The following is a 14,463-nucleotide window of genomic DNA, read 5'->3' on the forward strand; positions in this document are numbered from 1 at the left end:
TGTACAGAACAATCGTGCGAAAGCTATTTCGCGCATATTACATGGAATACTAGACACTGAAAAGAAATTGTTACACGCAATTCTTATACTGGAGAAAATATGGCACACAGCGTACTGCGAAAGCAAATTGGATTAAAAAAGCGTATTGATGAATTTTTAGACCAAGTCAGTGAAGCATCTTTGTTGTTCAAACAAGGGGTGGGGTTCTACATTGACGAAAAACATGACCAGTTCGAAGAAAAGCTTGAACAGATTTCTACTGTTGAACACCACGGAGACGAGATGCGACGTGCTATTGAACGTCAACTGTATCTCAAAACACTTATTCCAGAGTCCCGTGGTGATGTTTTACAACTTTTAGAACAGATGGATACGCTGTTAGATTGTTGTAAAGAAGTTCTATGGCAATTTCAAATTGAGCTGCCGGAAATTCCGTACAAATCACACGATGACATGCAAGAACTCGTTTTGTATTCTGTAGAATCAGTAGAAGCAATCGTACGTTCTGCACGCTCTTTTTTCCGCAGCTCAGACGTTTCCGACCATCTCCATAAAGTATCTTACTGGGAAAGTGAGTCGGACAAAGTCACAACCCGCATGCTTATGAACATATACCGCCGTGACGATTTGAGTCTGTGCCATAAAGCCCAGCTGAAAGATCTAGTCCGTCAGGTTGCTCAAATTGCTGATAAAGCAGAAGACGTGGCAGACAGACTCACCATTTACGTTATCAAGCGCATGCTCTAAGGACGGTTGCCTATGTTGCCTGTATTCTTATCCAGCGGGCTTTTTCTTGGCTGGTCGCTGGGCGCAAACGATGCTGCAAACGTCTTCGGGGCTGCTGTAGGCTCGCGTATGGTGCGGTTCAGAACCGCTGCAATCATCAGCTCTCTCTGTGTTATCGTCGGCGCTGTCTATAGTGGTGCCGGTACTGCCCATACACTTGGTAAGCTCGGCGCAGTAAATGCTCTCGCCGGTGCGTTTATGGTTGCTTTCTCCGCAGCAATTACCGTGTACATGCTTGTAAAAGCTGGCTGCCTTGTTTCAACATCGCAAGCAATTGTTGGTGCTGTCGTGGGCTGGAACTTCTTCAGCGGCTCTGCCACCGACCCGACAGTGCTTAGTAAAATCATGCTCACATGGGTTGCGTGCCCTGCCCTTGCTGCTGTCTTTTCAATCCTGCTCTATAAGTGTATCGCCGGAATAATTAAAGCCGCTCAACTACACATTTTTACGCTGGACGGAATGACCCGATGGGGACTCATTCTTGCTGGTGCATTCGGCTCCTACGCCCTTGGTGCAAACAACATGGCGAACGTTATGGGGGTATTTATTCCCGTAGCAAACTTGCAGCCAATACAACTTTTCCCCGGCGTGGTGCTTTCCGCTACTCAACAGCTGTTCTTCCTTGGTGGACTCGCTGTTTCCGTTGGTATTTTTACGTATTCTCACAGAACAATGATGCTTGTCGGCGACGGCATTGTGAAGCTCTCTCCTGTTGCATCATTTGTTGTGGTTATGGCGAACTCCCTTGTTCTGTTCATGCTGTCATCGCAAGGACTCTCAGATTTCTCTGTGTCACTTGGGTTACCAGCAATTCCGCTTGTTCCGGTTTCCAGTTCACAGGCTACCATCGGTGCAATTGTCGGAATCGGTCTTCTAAAGGGCGGCAGAAGCATCCGCTGGCGATCACTTTCAAACATCGCTTTTGGATGGATTCTTACCCCACTGATGGCTGCAACAATCTGCTTTGTTTGCCTGTTCTTCCTGCAAAACGTTTTCCAGCAGACAACGTTCAAGCCTGTGTCATATGAGCTTACATCAAGCGCGTGGGACAAAATTACAGAAGAAGATGGCATAACACAGGAAACACTCACTCAGATTGACGACCTCTGGCTAGAACGGTTCCCGAATGCTGCTGCCTTCCGCAAAGCTTTAGTAGCCAGACTCGGCGAACAGCCAGAAGCTATCCGCAAAATTATGTTCTATTCACGACGTGACTCCTTGCGGCTTTCACCAAAAATTATCGGCAGACTTGATACAAAAAAACTCACAGAAGCTGAATTAACCGTACTCAAAGAGCTTTCTGGACAAGTCTTTGTGCACAGCTGGAGACTTAAAGAAGTGTTAGGTGAAATGTCTCCGCTATGGCGCTATTCCAGCACAGATGAGGAGCATAACAAAAGACTTGATGCCAAATTCAAGTACCTTGATTCAAAACTGCATAGTCAGGATGCAGACGGCTTATAACCCTTGAGTATCACCAGCCACTCCACTGTGCCCTCTTCAAACTGAAGAAATGCCAAGCGTGGCTTACTCAATGCTACCTGCAAAAAAAAGACTCTCCTCAAATGAGGAGAGTCTTTTTTTACCTATGGAAATACTATGGATAGCAGCTGCGCATCACCAACATAGTTGCTTATGCACCACCAGTACCACGCAACTGACGTTTGTCACCAATGCGCATTGTCACGCGCACACGGTCGAAATATTCAAGCAATGGAATGGCATACTTACGAGAAAGCCCCGTAAGGTCACGTAATTGCGCTGGTCCCATATCATCATGGCTAGAAAGATATTCACACACCATTGCTTTTACTTTTTCTAACGCCGGAGCATGGTAGTACAGCGTGTCTTTCACCTTAACCATCTCGCCTTTTTCTTCCATAAGCCGAAGTACAGGAAGTGCTTCTTTAACCTCTACTTCAAGCGGCTCAAGAACCTCTTTGAGATTTGGCGGAGTAATTCCACCTTTCTCATACGCTTCAAGAATAGCTTTCCGTAAGCCTTCCTGATCTGCTGCCATAGAAACTTTGTGTGTCGGCAAACGAAGAACATCACCATCAACGGCAATCTGTTTACCTTTAATAAGACGTTCTACAAGGAAATGTACCAACTTAGGCGAAAGATGTTTACCCCAGCCGGATGCAAGCATACCGCGGGAAAGCCCCGCCTTCATTGGTTCATTTTTATGGAATGTCGCCATAAACTCGATGCAACTTTCTGAAAGTTCGGTCAGCACCGAACCTGCAATATATTGGCGTTCCTCTTTATCAAAACAAAGAGCTTCCTGCTTACCGCCAAATAGATTGAGAATCTTTTCAAGCTTCTTCGTTTCAATATCAGTAAAAATACAAAGGCGTGTGAAGGACAGTCCTTTTTCTGCTGCCATTGCAAGGTGCAGACGCACCCTGTCTTCCGGCTCTGCCTTCGGTAATTCTTGCAAGCTGTTCCAGATCACATCGTAATGTGGATTTTTCTTACGCAAACGTTCTGCTTCCGGATGCAACAATTTGCCACCTGCAACGGTACGTAACGGCGAAAATGACCGCACAACACAACGGTCATTCGCAACACCGACCATTGGTTCAGGGAATCGCACTTCACAGATAGCTGTTTCACCCGACATAAGCTTATCACGATCAGGGAAATACAAACGCGCCAGAACATCCCGCGCACCATGATGGAAGTGAATTTCTGTACGATTTTTTAGCGGCGATGGAGAAGAAGAAAGGCACGTCAGCTCAATGTGCCATGTATCGGAAGGGAACAGCGTTTCAGGTAAGGCTAAGACATCACCTCTATGAACATCTGCAACTTCAACACCAGCAATATTTATCGCGGTTCGTTTACCAGCCGGAGCAACTTCTACAGCGCTGCCGTGACTCTGCAAACCGCGCACTTTACCTGTGCGCTCGTGAGGGTAAAAACGCACCTCTTCGCCAATTTTGAGAGAACCGGAAACCATCGTGCCCGTCACAACAGTTCCATGACCACGCATGGTAAAGGTTCTATCTACAGGCATACGGAAGAGGTCGGAGCGGCGCTGTGGTTTTAACTCCTGCTCCATCTGAGCAATGTGGGCGCGTACTGTGTCCAAGCCGTCACCTGTTTGTGATGAAACAGGGAAAATAGGCGCGTCTTCAAGGAATGAACCTTCTAAGAACGCCTTTACATCTTCTTGAACCAGCTCTAGCCACTCTTCATCCACCATATCGGTTTTTGTGAGCGCAACAAAACCTGTCGGTATACCAAGGAGAGAACAAATTTCCAAATGCTCACGCGTCTGCGGCATTACACCTTCATCAGCAGCGATAACAAGCATCACAAAATCGATACCTGATGCACCTGCAACCATGTTCTTAACAAATTTTTCGTGCCCCGGAACATCCACAATCCCCATTTTGCCCCCATCAGGCAAATCGAAGAATGCAAAACCTAATTCAATGGTTATCCCGCGCTTCTTTTCTTCTTCCAGTCTGTCACAATCAATTCCGGTAAGAGTTTTAACAAGCGTCGTTTTACCATGGTCAATATGTCCGGCAGTGCCCATTACAACAGGCATAGATACTCCTTGGGATAATTCCTGATTGATGCTGATAGCAGAAATTCAATCTACTCTCAGCAGCGCAAACTTTTGTTGTATTGCTTCCAGCAGCGGCGCGTGCTGCCAAAAGGATTGTATGTTGTATTGAAAAAAATCCAACTCCTCAACTATTCGCCGCTAATGGTAAATTTCGCACCATCATGCTATGTCTAGAGCAACACATTCAACGCATCACAGAGAGAGACTCTATGGAATTACTTGAAATACGCACAACCACCCGCGAAGAACTTATTGATATAACATCAAGGGTACAGACCCTTGTTACTGAAAACAACTGGGAAGACGGTATTCTTCTGCTCTATTGCCCGCACACAACTGGTGCTGTCACCGTTAATGAGGGAGCCGACCCCGATGTGGCACGGGATATCACAGTAAACATGCGAAAGCTTGTGCCGCATACTGGGGACTATCTGCACATGGAAGGCAACAGCGATGCTCACATCAAATCAAGTATGTTCGGCTGTGAACAAATGCTTATTGTTGAAGACGGGCGAATACAGCTCGGCACATGGCAATCTATCTATTTCTGTGAATTTGATGGAGCAAGAAACCGGAAACTCTGGATTAAATTTATGGGCTAGCAATCAAAGATAAGACGTGCCCGACAGCGTACGCTCTATCCCTGCCCAGCAACATAAATCCCCTCGTTCCACCGATATTGCCAACATATTCGACAGAACATATACTCAAATAATGAATAGATTTTTAGCATCCGAACTTAAAGAAACAACACCGGAACAGTGCCGCTTTCAAATTGTTCCTGTTCCTTTTGAAGCAACAGTATCCTATGGCGGCGGCACTTCCAATGGTCCCCGTGCAATACTTGAAGCGTCCGATCAACTCGAACTATGGGATGGTGAATCCATTCCCGCAGATGAAGGGATATTCACCCATACACCAGTAGATTGCACAGGTCCGACAGAACAAGTGCTTGCCCGGATTGAAGCAGCCGTAACAGCAGCTTCTGAACATGGACTCCCCGTTATGCTTGGTGGAGAGCACTCAGTAACACTCGGCGCACTGCGCGCCTTAAAAAAGAAGCACGGTTCATTCGGCATCGTCCAGTTCGACGCCCATGCAGACTTGCGCAAGGCATATGAAGGTGATCCCTACAGCCATGCATCTGTTATGCATCGTGCTCTTGAACTCGATATACCAATATTTCAGCTTGGCGTGCGGGCTTTCTGCACAGAGGAAGTTGCTGTTCGTGCCAAACACAATATTCCACATATTGATGCCAAAGAATTAGCGCGCGAACCACTGCCTGAACGACTATTACCGGAAGATTTTCCAGAAAATATCTATATCACCTTTGACGTAGACGGGCTTGATCCTTCTGTTATCCGCGCAACAGGCACTCCTGTCCCCGGTGGCATCCATTGGTGGCAAGCTCTTACGTTACTTGAAAAGGCTGTGGAGAACCGGAATGTTATTGGATGTGATGTAGTTGAACTTGCCCCGCAGGAGGGCGACCACGCATCAGACTTTGCTGCTGCACAACTTACATATTCTATGCTGGGTATCATTCAACGATCAAATAAATAACATTGTGGAATGTCGTTACTACTTTTAAGCCGAACCCTTTTACTTTTGGTGGTGACAATATGAAGTTTGCTATTATTTCTGACATTCACAGTAATGTGTTTGCCTTAGAGGCAGTTCTCAACGACATTCTTGCTCACGGTGCCGACCACATAGTCAACCTCGGCGACACCCTGTATGGACCGTTAGCTCCAAGGGCTACCTATGAGCTGATAACAGCATGCAATGTTACGTCTATTTGCGGTAATCAGGACAGACTTCTCTATGAAGCCACACCAGAAGAAATTGCTAAGAATCCAACACTTCAGTTTGTGTTAAACGACCTTGGAGAGGCTCCCGTCGAATGGCTTGATACTCTTGGGTTTGATTGCCAGATAACAAGGGAAATCTATGCCTGTCACGGTTCGCCGACAAACGACCTGACGTATCTGCTTGAAGATATTTCCAACGGAAAAAACCAAGTACGCTCAGATGACGAAATATTGCGAATGCTCGACGGGGAAGATTCGGAAGTAATTCTATGCGGGCATACCCATGTTCCGCGTGTTGTGGAACTCTCCTCAGGGCAGCTTATCGTTAATGCCGGAAGCGTCGGTCTGCCTGCATATACGGATAATCATCCCGTTGTGCATTCCATGCAAACGTATTCTTCCCATGCGTCATACACAATGCTGGAACAACTCTCCGAAGGGTGGAAAGTACAACAAATGAATATTCCCTATGCAGTAGAAGATGCTGTTGCGGCAGCAATCCGACAGGAGCGTTTCGACTGGGTGCGCTACCTTGCAACAGGAAGAGGGGACAACGTCTAATAAATAGCAGTACCGTACTTTTTATTCGAAAATATTTCACTCATACAATATTTACACAAACAATAAGCGAAGCTGCCTCTCAGCAGCTTCGCTTTTATTTTTGCTATCTCATCCGCAATAACACTTTCGGATGAAGAATTCTTTCTGCTACAAACGCTCTACAACAAGATTCCCCATAGTGTTGCAGCCAACAAGTGTACCACCGTTCGACATAATATCGCCGGTTCTGTAGCCTTCACGCAACACCTTCTGGACTGCTGTTTCGATAGCGTCTGCTTCTTTCATAAGGTTGAAAGAATGACGCAGCATCATTGCCATAGAAAGGATTGAGGCAAGCGGGTTCGCTTTGTTCTGTCCTGTAATGTCCGGTGCTGAACCATGAATCGGCTCAAAAAGACCGGAACCGGATTTATTCAATGAGGCAGAAGGAAGCATACCGATTGAACCAGTAATTACAGCTGCTTCGTCCGAAAGGATATCACCAAACAAATTTCCGGTCACAATAACATCGAACTGATTCGGGTCACGAACAAGCTGCATTGCAGCATTATCAACATACATGTGTGAAAGCTCTACTTCAGGATATTCAGCAGCAACCTCTTCGACTACTGCACGCCACAAGCGGGATACTTCCAGCACATTGGCTTTATCCACAGAGCACACACGCTTATCGCGCTTCATAGCTGCTTTAAAAGCAGTATGAGCAATGCGGCGCACTTCATCTTCATTGTAGACCATGGTGTTGTAGCCGTATCGTACGCCATCACGCTCTTCCTGCCCCTGCGGCTGACCAAAGTAAATACCACCTGTAAGCTCGCGCACAACCATTACGTCAATGCCGTCTTCAACAATATCCGGACGCAAAAAACATGCACTGGAAAGCTCTGGGAACAATTTAGCAGGGCGCAGGTTCGCAAATAACCCAAGTTCTTTGCGGATACCAAGTAATCCGGCTTCTGGACGAGTTGCTCCATCAAGATTATCCCACTTAGGACCACCTACAGCACCAAGGAATACTGCGTCTGCATTTTTACATGCCTCCACAGTCTCCTTTGGCAGAGGTTTGCCTGTGGCATCAATGGCGCAACCGCCAATGAGTTCTTCAGTCAATGTTACCTTATGACCGAATTTATCAGCCACTTTTTGCAAAACAGCCACTGCCTGCTCGGTGATTTCCGGCCCAATGCCGTCACCCGGCAACAAAACTATATTCATATCCATGTTTCTTTCCCTCGATGAAATGTATATCGCACGTCCACAAGATATCGAACCTTCGACTGATTCCATCAGCAATACGCCAATGTTTATATCCTATCCTGCAAACTACACGCTTTTGTGATGCATAACGGATAAACTCCACTGCCTTGCAGCACTCGGGAGCCGACCAACACAACGCTTACTTATCTTCCAATTTTTCACTTACGAATGGAATAAGTCCGCCGTTATCGACAAAGTCACGCATAAACTGCGGCAAAGGAGGAAATTCTACCACCTTCCCAGTTGTTACGTTAACAACCGTACCTGCTTCGATATCGACAGCAACAATATGTCCGTCCTCAAAGTGTACAATTTCTTCGCCGATTTCGATAAGTAACAAGCCCATGTTAAAGCTGTTCCGATAAAATATACGGGCAAAAGAGTGCGCTACGACAACCTTCATGCCTGCACCGAGGATAGAAATTGGTGCGTGCTCACGTGATGAGCCGCAGCCAAAGTTTTCACCGGCAACCATAATGTCGCCTTCCTGCACACGTTTTACCCAGCCTTCTTCAAGACCTTCCATGCAGCTTTCACCAAGCTCTTTTTCATCTGTGGTTACAAGAAAACGCGCCGGAATAATGGCATCTGTATCTATATGATCGCCCACTTTGTGAGCTTTACCTTGCAAAGTCATGGTCATTTCTCCCAAAAAATATAGTTACCTTTTTTCCGCAACTCTACGAAGCCGAGGATTTCCATCACTATCCAGATGAACTCGCTTATAAAAGTTTTTGGAAAGGGGTCTGGGGAAGAACCTTTTTACAAAAAGGTTTGCCCCAGCCGCCGGAGGCAAAAAAAGTCTCACTACACCTTACGCGGATCAGCGATTTCACCTGCCAACGCACTTGCCGCAGCAACGGCAGGGCTTGAGAGGTATACTTCTGATTCGAGGCTACCCATACGTCCTTTAAAGTTACGGTTAGTGGTAGCTACTGCCACCTCACCGTCTGCAAGGATGCCCATGTGTCCACCAAGACAAGGACCACAGGTTGCAGGCCCTACAATACAGCCTGCTTCCATAAAGGTTTCAATCAAGCCTTCGCGCAATGCCTGCTTCCAAATATTCGGAGTTGCCGGAAGCACAATGGTACGTGTGTGAGATGCTACGCTACGTCCTTTGAGTACCGCTGCTGCTTCGCGCAGATCGCTTATGCGACCATTCGTACAAGAACCGATAACCACCTGATCTACTTTTTTAGGTTCAACGTCCTCTACCGGATGCACGTTGTCCGGCAAATGCGGACAGGCAACCATTGGTGACATTTTTGATACATCAAACGTAATCACCTGCTCGTATTCTGCACCTTCATCCGGTGTGAGAGCTTCATCGGTGCGACCGCGTGCGGCTGTGTATTCGAGTGTCTTTGCATCCGCAGGGAAAAGACCGCATTTACCGCCAGCTTCAATTGCCATATTTGCAATAGTCATTCGACCTTCAACATCGAGAGAATCAACTGTGGAGCCACCGAACTCCAACGCTTTGTACAATGCGCCGGATACGCCGATTTCACCGATAAGACGCAAAATGAGATCTTTTGCGCCGACGAACTCTGGAAGTTCGCCATTAAATAATGCACGAATTGTCGGCGGCACTTTAAACCAAGTTGAGCCAAGCGCCATACCGCCTGCAACATCCGTTGATCCCAGACCGGTCGCAAAGGCACCAAGTCCACCGTAGGTGCACGTATGGGAGTCTGCACCGATTACGATATCGCCTGGACCTACAAGTCCGAGTTCCGGCAAAAGAGCATGCTCTACGCCGCAGTCGCCGCCTTCGTAGTAATGTGTAATCTTCTGCTCCTGAGCAAATTCACGGGTGTTCTTCACCTGAATTGCTGAAGCAATATCTTTTTGCGGAGTAAAGTGATCCATCACCAGTGCCACTTTATCCTTATCAAACACAGACTTTGCCCCCATTGCCTTGAATGATTTAATAGCAAGTGGTGCTGTGATGTCGTTTGCCAGAACCAGAGACACATCACATTGTACGATCTGCCCGGTTCCTTCAATTTTCTGGTCTGTGTGTTTCTGTAAGATTTTTTGTGCGAGTGTGTGCGCCATGACTGTTAACCCTCCGAATTCATTTTATCGAGTCTGTTTAAAGCGTTGAGGAATGCTCTTGCGCTAGCGGCAATGATGTCAGGATCGGAACCACGCCCTACAGTGTTGCATCCATTTTCTTCGAGGCGCACGGTTACCTCGCCCTGTGCATCCCCGCCACTGGTGATGGCGTTGACATGATATCGTTTCAGCTGTGGTGAGCGTCCAACGATCTGGGAAATGGTTTTAAATACTGCATCAATAGGGCCTGTGCCGAATGTAGTGTGCTCTCTGCGAATGCCGTTGATCTCCATAACAACAGCGGCACTCGGTGGCACTCCCACATCACTTGACTGAACGGAGAGATGCACCAGTCTGTATTTATCAGGGATACGGTAGACCTCTTCAAGGATAATTGCCTCGATGTCTGCGTCGTAAACCTTCTCTTTTTTGTCTGCGAGGCGCTTAACAGCCTCGAAAACAATCTGTAATTCGTCATCATTCAACGGATATCCAAGCTCTGTCGTTTTGCCTTTGATGGCATTGCGACCAGAATGCTTGCCGAGAATGATATCTGTTTTTTCGCGTCCTACGGATTCCGGTGTCATAATCTCATAGGTTTCGCGGTTCTTCAGCATGCCATCCTGATGAATACCGGATTCATGCGCGAATGCGTTTGCACCGACAATAGCTTTGTTTGCTGGAATCGGCTGCCCAATGATTCTAGAAAGCAGGCGACATGTCGGGAACAATTGCTCCGATTTCACATTTGTTTCAATATCGTAGTAATCAGCGCGGGTGCGCAATGCCATAATCAACTCTTCAAGCGCTGCATTGCCTGCACGTTCGCCGATACCAGAAATTGTCACCTCTGCCTGTCGTGCACCTGCTTTGATCGCGGCAAGTGTGTTTGCAACGCCAAGACCGAGATCGTTATGACAATGGACGCTGAATACAGCCTTATGGCTGTTGCTGGTGTTTTCAATCACATGGCGAACCATAGCGCCGAATTCCTGAGGTTGTGCATACCCTACGGTATCAGGAATATTGATTGTGGTTGCACCAGCATTGATGGCTGTTTCTGCTACTTTTGCAAGAAAATCCCAGTCAGATCGGGATGCATCTTCCGCAGAAAACTCAATGTTAGAGGTATACTTGGCAGCGTGTTTTACTGCCGCTTCAGTCATTTCTAAAACCTGCTCCGGTGTCTTACGGAGCTTGTATTCCATATGTACCGGACTCGTTGCCAGAAACGTATGAATCCGTGGATGCTTTGCGTCTTTAATTGCATCCCAGCACCTATCAATATCCGCCGCCATTGCGCGGCACAAACCTGCAACCTGTGAATGCTTAATGGTCTGTGCGATTTTGCGCACTGCCTCAAAATCCCCTTGGCTTGCAGCAGGAAACCCTGCTTCCATAATATCGACACCCAAATTCTCAAGTTCCCGTGCGAGGCGAATCTTTTCGTTCTGGTTCATTGTTGCGCCTGGAGACTGTTCTCCATCTCTCAAAGTGGTATCGAAAATGTATAAGCGATCGGACATTGTTTTCTCCTGTGGAGTTACTTTTTTATTCTATTTCATAAACTAATTTCACAAAAACCTCACTTAGTTCGCTAGTAGGGTGCATAGTAGTGGACCATATGGGCGATATTCGGTTTTCCTTCGGGTCATCTTCGTCGAGACATCAACTGAGTCCATAATTATATCTCCTTTTTATGACATAATTGTTAACTTTTATACTGGATATAAAAAAAGCTCCGGTTCCTTCTTTGTAGAAGAAACCGGAGCTTTGGTTTGCTTATACTTTATTGGAGTAAGGCTTTGGGGCGGTGTGTTACTCGCCGTGCCTTCCCTCCGTGTTGTTAGCTCTCGGAAAGGTCACCCAGTAACTTTGTAGACCTGCGTGATAGAAATAGGAAAGTATACACAGGTCCGCTAATCATGTAGCCGCCAATAATAATGAAGCCTAGTAGCTTCGGCTCGCTAATAATTAGAGTAAAGATAAGGATAGCAGATACGAGAGTGCTAAATGGACGAGCTTTTACGAAACCGTACTCTTTAAAGGAGAAGTAACGCACGCGGCTGACCATTGAAAATGCTGCAACAAAGGTAAGACCCAACGCAAACGCAGGGACAATACCGCTGAATTCAGCAGGAATGTACTGAGTAAAGAAGACGAAAGCGGCAAGAGCGCAACCGCCCGCAGGTGAAGGAAGTCCGATAAAGAACTTTTTAGGAACCACAGCGGTGGAGACATTGAAACGTGCCAGTCTGAGAGCAGCACAGGCTGCAAACAAGAAGGCAACGGCAATGCCAAGACGGTTGAACTGGTGGAGGTACATTGAGTACATCATAAAAGATGGTACAAGACCAAACGCCACAAGGTCACACAAAGAGTCGTACTGCACACCAAATTCACTGGCAGTACCAGTAAGGCGCGCAACCTTACCATCTAATCCGTCCATGAGAGCCGAAAATAAGATAGCGGTAGCACACAATTCAAATTTACCCGCAGATGCCCACACCAACCCCATAAAGCCTGCAAAAAGGCTAGCGGTAGTGAAAAGGTTAGGTAAAATATAGATTCCCTTACGGGCTTTTGAATGGTCCATGCTCTTATGCTTCCTTATTAAAATCGAAACGAAAACCGATGGTAACAGTTCTACTCAGAATCTTATTTTTCTGTTCGGCTGGCAATTACAGTTTCACCTGCAAATACCTGTTCGCCTACAGCAACAGCAGGAGCATAGTCCTCTGGTAAGTAAAGGTCAACCCGAGAGCCAAACTTGATCATTCCGTAACGTTCTCCACGGTTTAACGCATCACCTTCATCCACACGACATACAATTCTGCGAGCAATAAGTCCGGCAATTTGCACCATAGTCCAGCGGCTGCCGTCTACATGCTCAAGGTCATATGCACAACGTTCGTTATCGGTAGAAGCCTTGTCCCATGCGGCGTTCAAGTACTTACCTGAATAGTATTTAATACCGCGCACAACACCCTGAATCGGGGAGCGGTTTACATGTACGCTGAATACGTTCATAAAAATACATACACACATACGGCGCTCGCCAGTGAACGGGTCTTCCATTGGTGTAATTTTGATGACCTTACCATCCGCAGGGCTTACAGCAAGCCCTTCTCCAGTTGGAGTCACACGTTCCGGATCACGGAAGAAATGCAGACTGAACCAGAAAAGGATAAAAAATACAGTCGAAAGTACCCAGCAGCCCATAATTGCAAATGCAAGAGTGCCGAGACCTGTTAAGACTAAAGAAGGAATGCCTTCGGGAGTAAGACCGCTTGAAGCTTTTCTCATATGGTATATGCCGGAATTATGGCTCCGGACTTGCTTGTTAGTTAAAAATCAGCGGGTACGTTATGCAATTTTCTTCTATAACGCAACATTTGCAGCAAGCACCACTCTCACCGCCTTTTCCCCGAACAGCAACATCAGAAGTAGTCTACCAAGCAGACTACTACTGACAAATTACTCACTAAAAAATTGTGCATATCTAACTGATTGTTCCCCAAAAAATCACCAGCTAGCGCACACTGTACGTAGCGTATTTATATTGCAGGAAAAATAAGATCAGGAAACAATTCCTGCAATTGCTTCAGCACCTTGTCATGCTCATCATAAAGCAGAGTCTGCATTCCAATATCGGTTGCGCGCAGCAGGTTAGAAGGGTTGTCATCCACAAACAAGGCACGCTCAGGTACAACATCCATAGCGCGGAGAGCATGATGAAAATAGTCATGCGAGCGCTTGGAAATACCTTCACGGAAGGAGTTGAACACTCTGTCGAAGTGAGAATAAATGGAATGCTCAAAGTCAAGGGATTCCAACCAGTTCGTATGGTCGCTCAGAATAGCTGTTTTGACGCCGCTTGCACGGATAACGTCAACGACTTCAAGCATCCACAATCGAACATCAAAACCTGTCATAATTTCTAAATGCAGCAGTTCCGTCTGTTCAACCAGCCCTGTTTTCTTGCGCACTTCTTCCCAAAATTCAACTTCAGTCGCTGTGCCGGTCGCGTATCCGCCTTCGTAACATATTTCTGTTGCAATATGCTGAAACTCATCAGGGTCAAATCCATTGCGCACAGCTATTTTACGCAATCCATTAACAAACCCTTCGTCAGCAAGTACACCGCTGAAGTCAAAAAACACTACCTCTATCGGTTGAGCCTGTTCCGTAGTCATAAAGCAACTCCAAATGCACGCAAGGTGCTTCTAAAAATTCCGAACACATTTCATTCAGAGTACAAAAAATAATCCCATACAATGAGTCAACCATATGTATGCACTATCACTTCACAAAAGAACACAATACAGATGCATCAGCAACCCAATACACCCTGTAATTTTATATTTGCATCCATCGATCAAGTAAGTCACTCTGAATAAA

Annotated in this window: 13 protein-coding genes; 5 read left to right on the plus strand and 8 right to left on the minus strand. The window is 46.5% G+C overall.

Annotation, left to right across the window (positions count from 1 at the left end):
- Positions 1-99 precede the first annotated feature (99 nt).
- Complete coding sequence (locus tag N4A56_RS01195) at positions 100-747, plus strand: DUF47 family protein (RefSeq protein ID WP_293671737.1); 648 nt, start codon at positions 100-102, stop codon at positions 745-747.
- Between the two features lie 12 nt (positions 748-759).
- A complete protein-coding gene (locus tag N4A56_RS01200) occupies positions 760-2,250 on the plus strand; it encodes an inorganic phosphate transporter (protein WP_295544457.1) in 1,491 nt (496 codons plus the stop codon).
- Positions 2,251-2,419: 169 nt separating this feature from the next.
- Here N4A56_RS01200 and selB read toward each other — a convergent pair whose 3' ends face one another.
- Positions 2,420-4,345 (minus strand): selenocysteine-specific translation elongation factor, encoded by a 1,926-nt coding sequence (selB, locus tag N4A56_RS01205; protein WP_295544459.1) that lies wholly within the window; start codon positions 4,343-4,345, stop codon positions 2,420-2,422.
- Positions 4,346-4,575: 230 nt separating this feature from the next.
- Here selB and N4A56_RS01210 point away from each other — a divergent pair, with 230 nt between their 5' ends.
- From N4A56_RS01210 to N4A56_RS01220, 3 genes are all read left to right on the plus strand, one after another.
- Positions 4,576-4,968 (plus strand): secondary thiamine-phosphate synthase enzyme YjbQ, encoded by a 393-nt coding sequence (locus N4A56_RS01210; RefSeq protein WP_295544461.1) that lies wholly within the window; start codon positions 4,576-4,578, stop codon positions 4,966-4,968.
- A 112-nt stretch (positions 4,969-5,080) separates the two neighbouring features.
- On the plus strand, positions 5,081-5,932 hold the full coding sequence (gene speB, locus N4A56_RS01215) for an agmatinase (RefSeq protein WP_295544504.1): 852 nt from the start codon (positions 5,081-5,083) through the stop codon (positions 5,930-5,932).
- Positions 5,933-5,991: 59 nt separating this feature from the next.
- Entirely contained in the window at positions 5,992-6,741 is a 750-nt protein-coding gene (locus tag N4A56_RS01220; RefSeq protein ID WP_295544463.1) for a metallophosphoesterase family protein, read from the plus strand.
- A 147-nt stretch (positions 6,742-6,888) separates the two neighbouring features.
- On the opposite strand, the gene leuB is transcribed toward N4A56_RS01220, so the two are convergent.
- From leuB to N4A56_RS01255, 7 genes are all read right to left on the minus strand, one after another.
- Positions 6,889-7,962: a 3-isopropylmalate dehydrogenase gene (leuB, locus tag N4A56_RS01225; protein WP_295544466.1), complete on the minus strand. Its 1,074-nt coding sequence runs from the start codon at positions 7,960-7,962 to the stop codon at positions 6,889-6,891.
- Between the two features lie 175 nt (positions 7,963-8,137).
- Positions 8,138-8,635, minus strand: coding sequence for a 3-isopropylmalate dehydratase small subunit (locus tag N4A56_RS01230; RefSeq protein WP_293671726.1), 498 nt, complete (start codon positions 8,633-8,635; stop codon positions 8,138-8,140).
- A 170-nt stretch (positions 8,636-8,805) separates the two neighbouring features.
- On the minus strand, positions 8,806-10,062 hold the full coding sequence (gene leuC / locus N4A56_RS01235; RefSeq protein ID WP_295544468.1) for a 3-isopropylmalate dehydratase large subunit: 1,257 nt from the start codon (positions 10,060-10,062) through the stop codon (positions 8,806-8,808).
- A gap of 5 nt (positions 10,063-10,067) precedes the next feature.
- A complete protein-coding gene (locus tag N4A56_RS01240) occupies positions 10,068-11,588 on the minus strand; it encodes a 2-isopropylmalate synthase (RefSeq protein ID WP_295544470.1) in 1,521 nt (506 codons plus the stop codon).
- A gap of 320 nt (positions 11,589-11,908) precedes the next feature.
- The gene (pssA, locus tag N4A56_RS01245) at positions 11,909-12,658 is read right to left on the minus strand and encodes a CDP-diacylglycerol--serine O-phosphatidyltransferase (protein ID WP_293671722.1); all 750 of its coding nucleotides are present in this window, start codon (positions 12,656-12,658) and stop codon (positions 11,909-11,911) included.
- A gap of 62 nt (positions 12,659-12,720) precedes the next feature.
- Positions 12,721-13,368 carry a phosphatidylserine decarboxylase family protein gene (locus tag N4A56_RS01250; RefSeq protein ID WP_293671720.1) on the minus strand — a complete coding sequence of 216 codons (648 nt, stop codon included), beginning with the start codon at positions 13,366-13,368 and terminating at the stop codon, positions 12,721-12,723.
- 251 nt (positions 13,369-13,619) lie between these two features.
- Positions 13,620-14,258, minus strand: coding sequence for an HAD family phosphatase (locus tag N4A56_RS01255; RefSeq protein ID WP_295544472.1), 639 nt, complete (start codon positions 14,256-14,258; stop codon positions 13,620-13,622).
- Positions 14,259-14,463: the final 205 nt, after the last annotated feature.

The organism is Halodesulfovibrio sp. (genome assembly GCF_025210605.1).
Taxonomy (GTDB): Bacteria; Desulfobacterota; Desulfovibrionia; order Desulfovibrionales; family Desulfovibrionaceae; genus Halodesulfovibrio.

What these genes read in the sequence shown, in the direction of transcription:
- N4A56_RS01240 (WP_295544470.1), bottom strand. Translation starts at nt 11,588, where the DNA reads ATGTCCGATCGCTTATACATTTTCGATACCACTTTGAGAGATGGAGAA.
- N4A56_RS01195 (WP_293671737.1), top strand. Translation starts at nt 100, where the DNA reads ATGGCACACAGCGTACTGCGAAAGCAAATTGGATTAAAAAAGCGTATT.
- selB (WP_295544459.1), bottom strand. Translation starts at nt 4,345, where the DNA reads ATGCCTGTTGTAATGGGCACTGCCGGACATATTGACCATGGTAAAACG.
- leuB (WP_295544466.1), bottom strand. Translation starts at nt 7,962, where the DNA reads ATGGATATGAATATAGTTTTGTTGCCGGGTGACGGCATTGGGCCGGAA.
- N4A56_RS01255 (WP_295544472.1), bottom strand. Translation starts at nt 14,258, where the DNA reads ATGACTACGGAACAGGCTCAACCGATAGAGGTAGTGTTTTTTGACTTC.
- speB (WP_295544504.1), top strand. Translation starts at nt 5,081, where the DNA reads ATGAATAGATTTTTAGCATCCGAACTTAAAGAAACAACACCGGAACAG.
- N4A56_RS01230 (WP_293671726.1), bottom strand. Translation starts at nt 8,635, where the DNA reads ATGACTTTGCAAGGTAAAGCTCACAAAGTGGGCGATCATATAGATACA.
- N4A56_RS01220 (WP_295544463.1), top strand. Translation starts at nt 5,992, where the DNA reads ATGAAGTTTGCTATTATTTCTGACATTCACAGTAATGTGTTTGCCTTA.
- N4A56_RS01250 (WP_293671720.1), bottom strand. Translation starts at nt 13,368, where the DNA reads ATGAGAAAAGCTTCAAGCGGTCTTACTCCCGAAGGCATTCCTTCTTTA.
- pssA (WP_293671722.1), bottom strand. Translation starts at nt 12,658, where the DNA reads ATGGACCATTCAAAAGCCCGTAAGGGAATCTATATTTTACCTAACCTT.
- N4A56_RS01200 (WP_295544457.1), top strand. Translation starts at nt 760, where the DNA reads ATGTTGCCTGTATTCTTATCCAGCGGGCTTTTTCTTGGCTGGTCGCTG.
- leuC (WP_295544468.1), bottom strand. Translation starts at nt 10,062, where the DNA reads ATGGCGCACACACTCGCACAAAAAATCTTACAGAAACACACAGACCAG.
- N4A56_RS01210 (WP_295544461.1), top strand. Translation starts at nt 4,576, where the DNA reads ATGGAATTACTTGAAATACGCACAACCACCCGCGAAGAACTTATTGAT.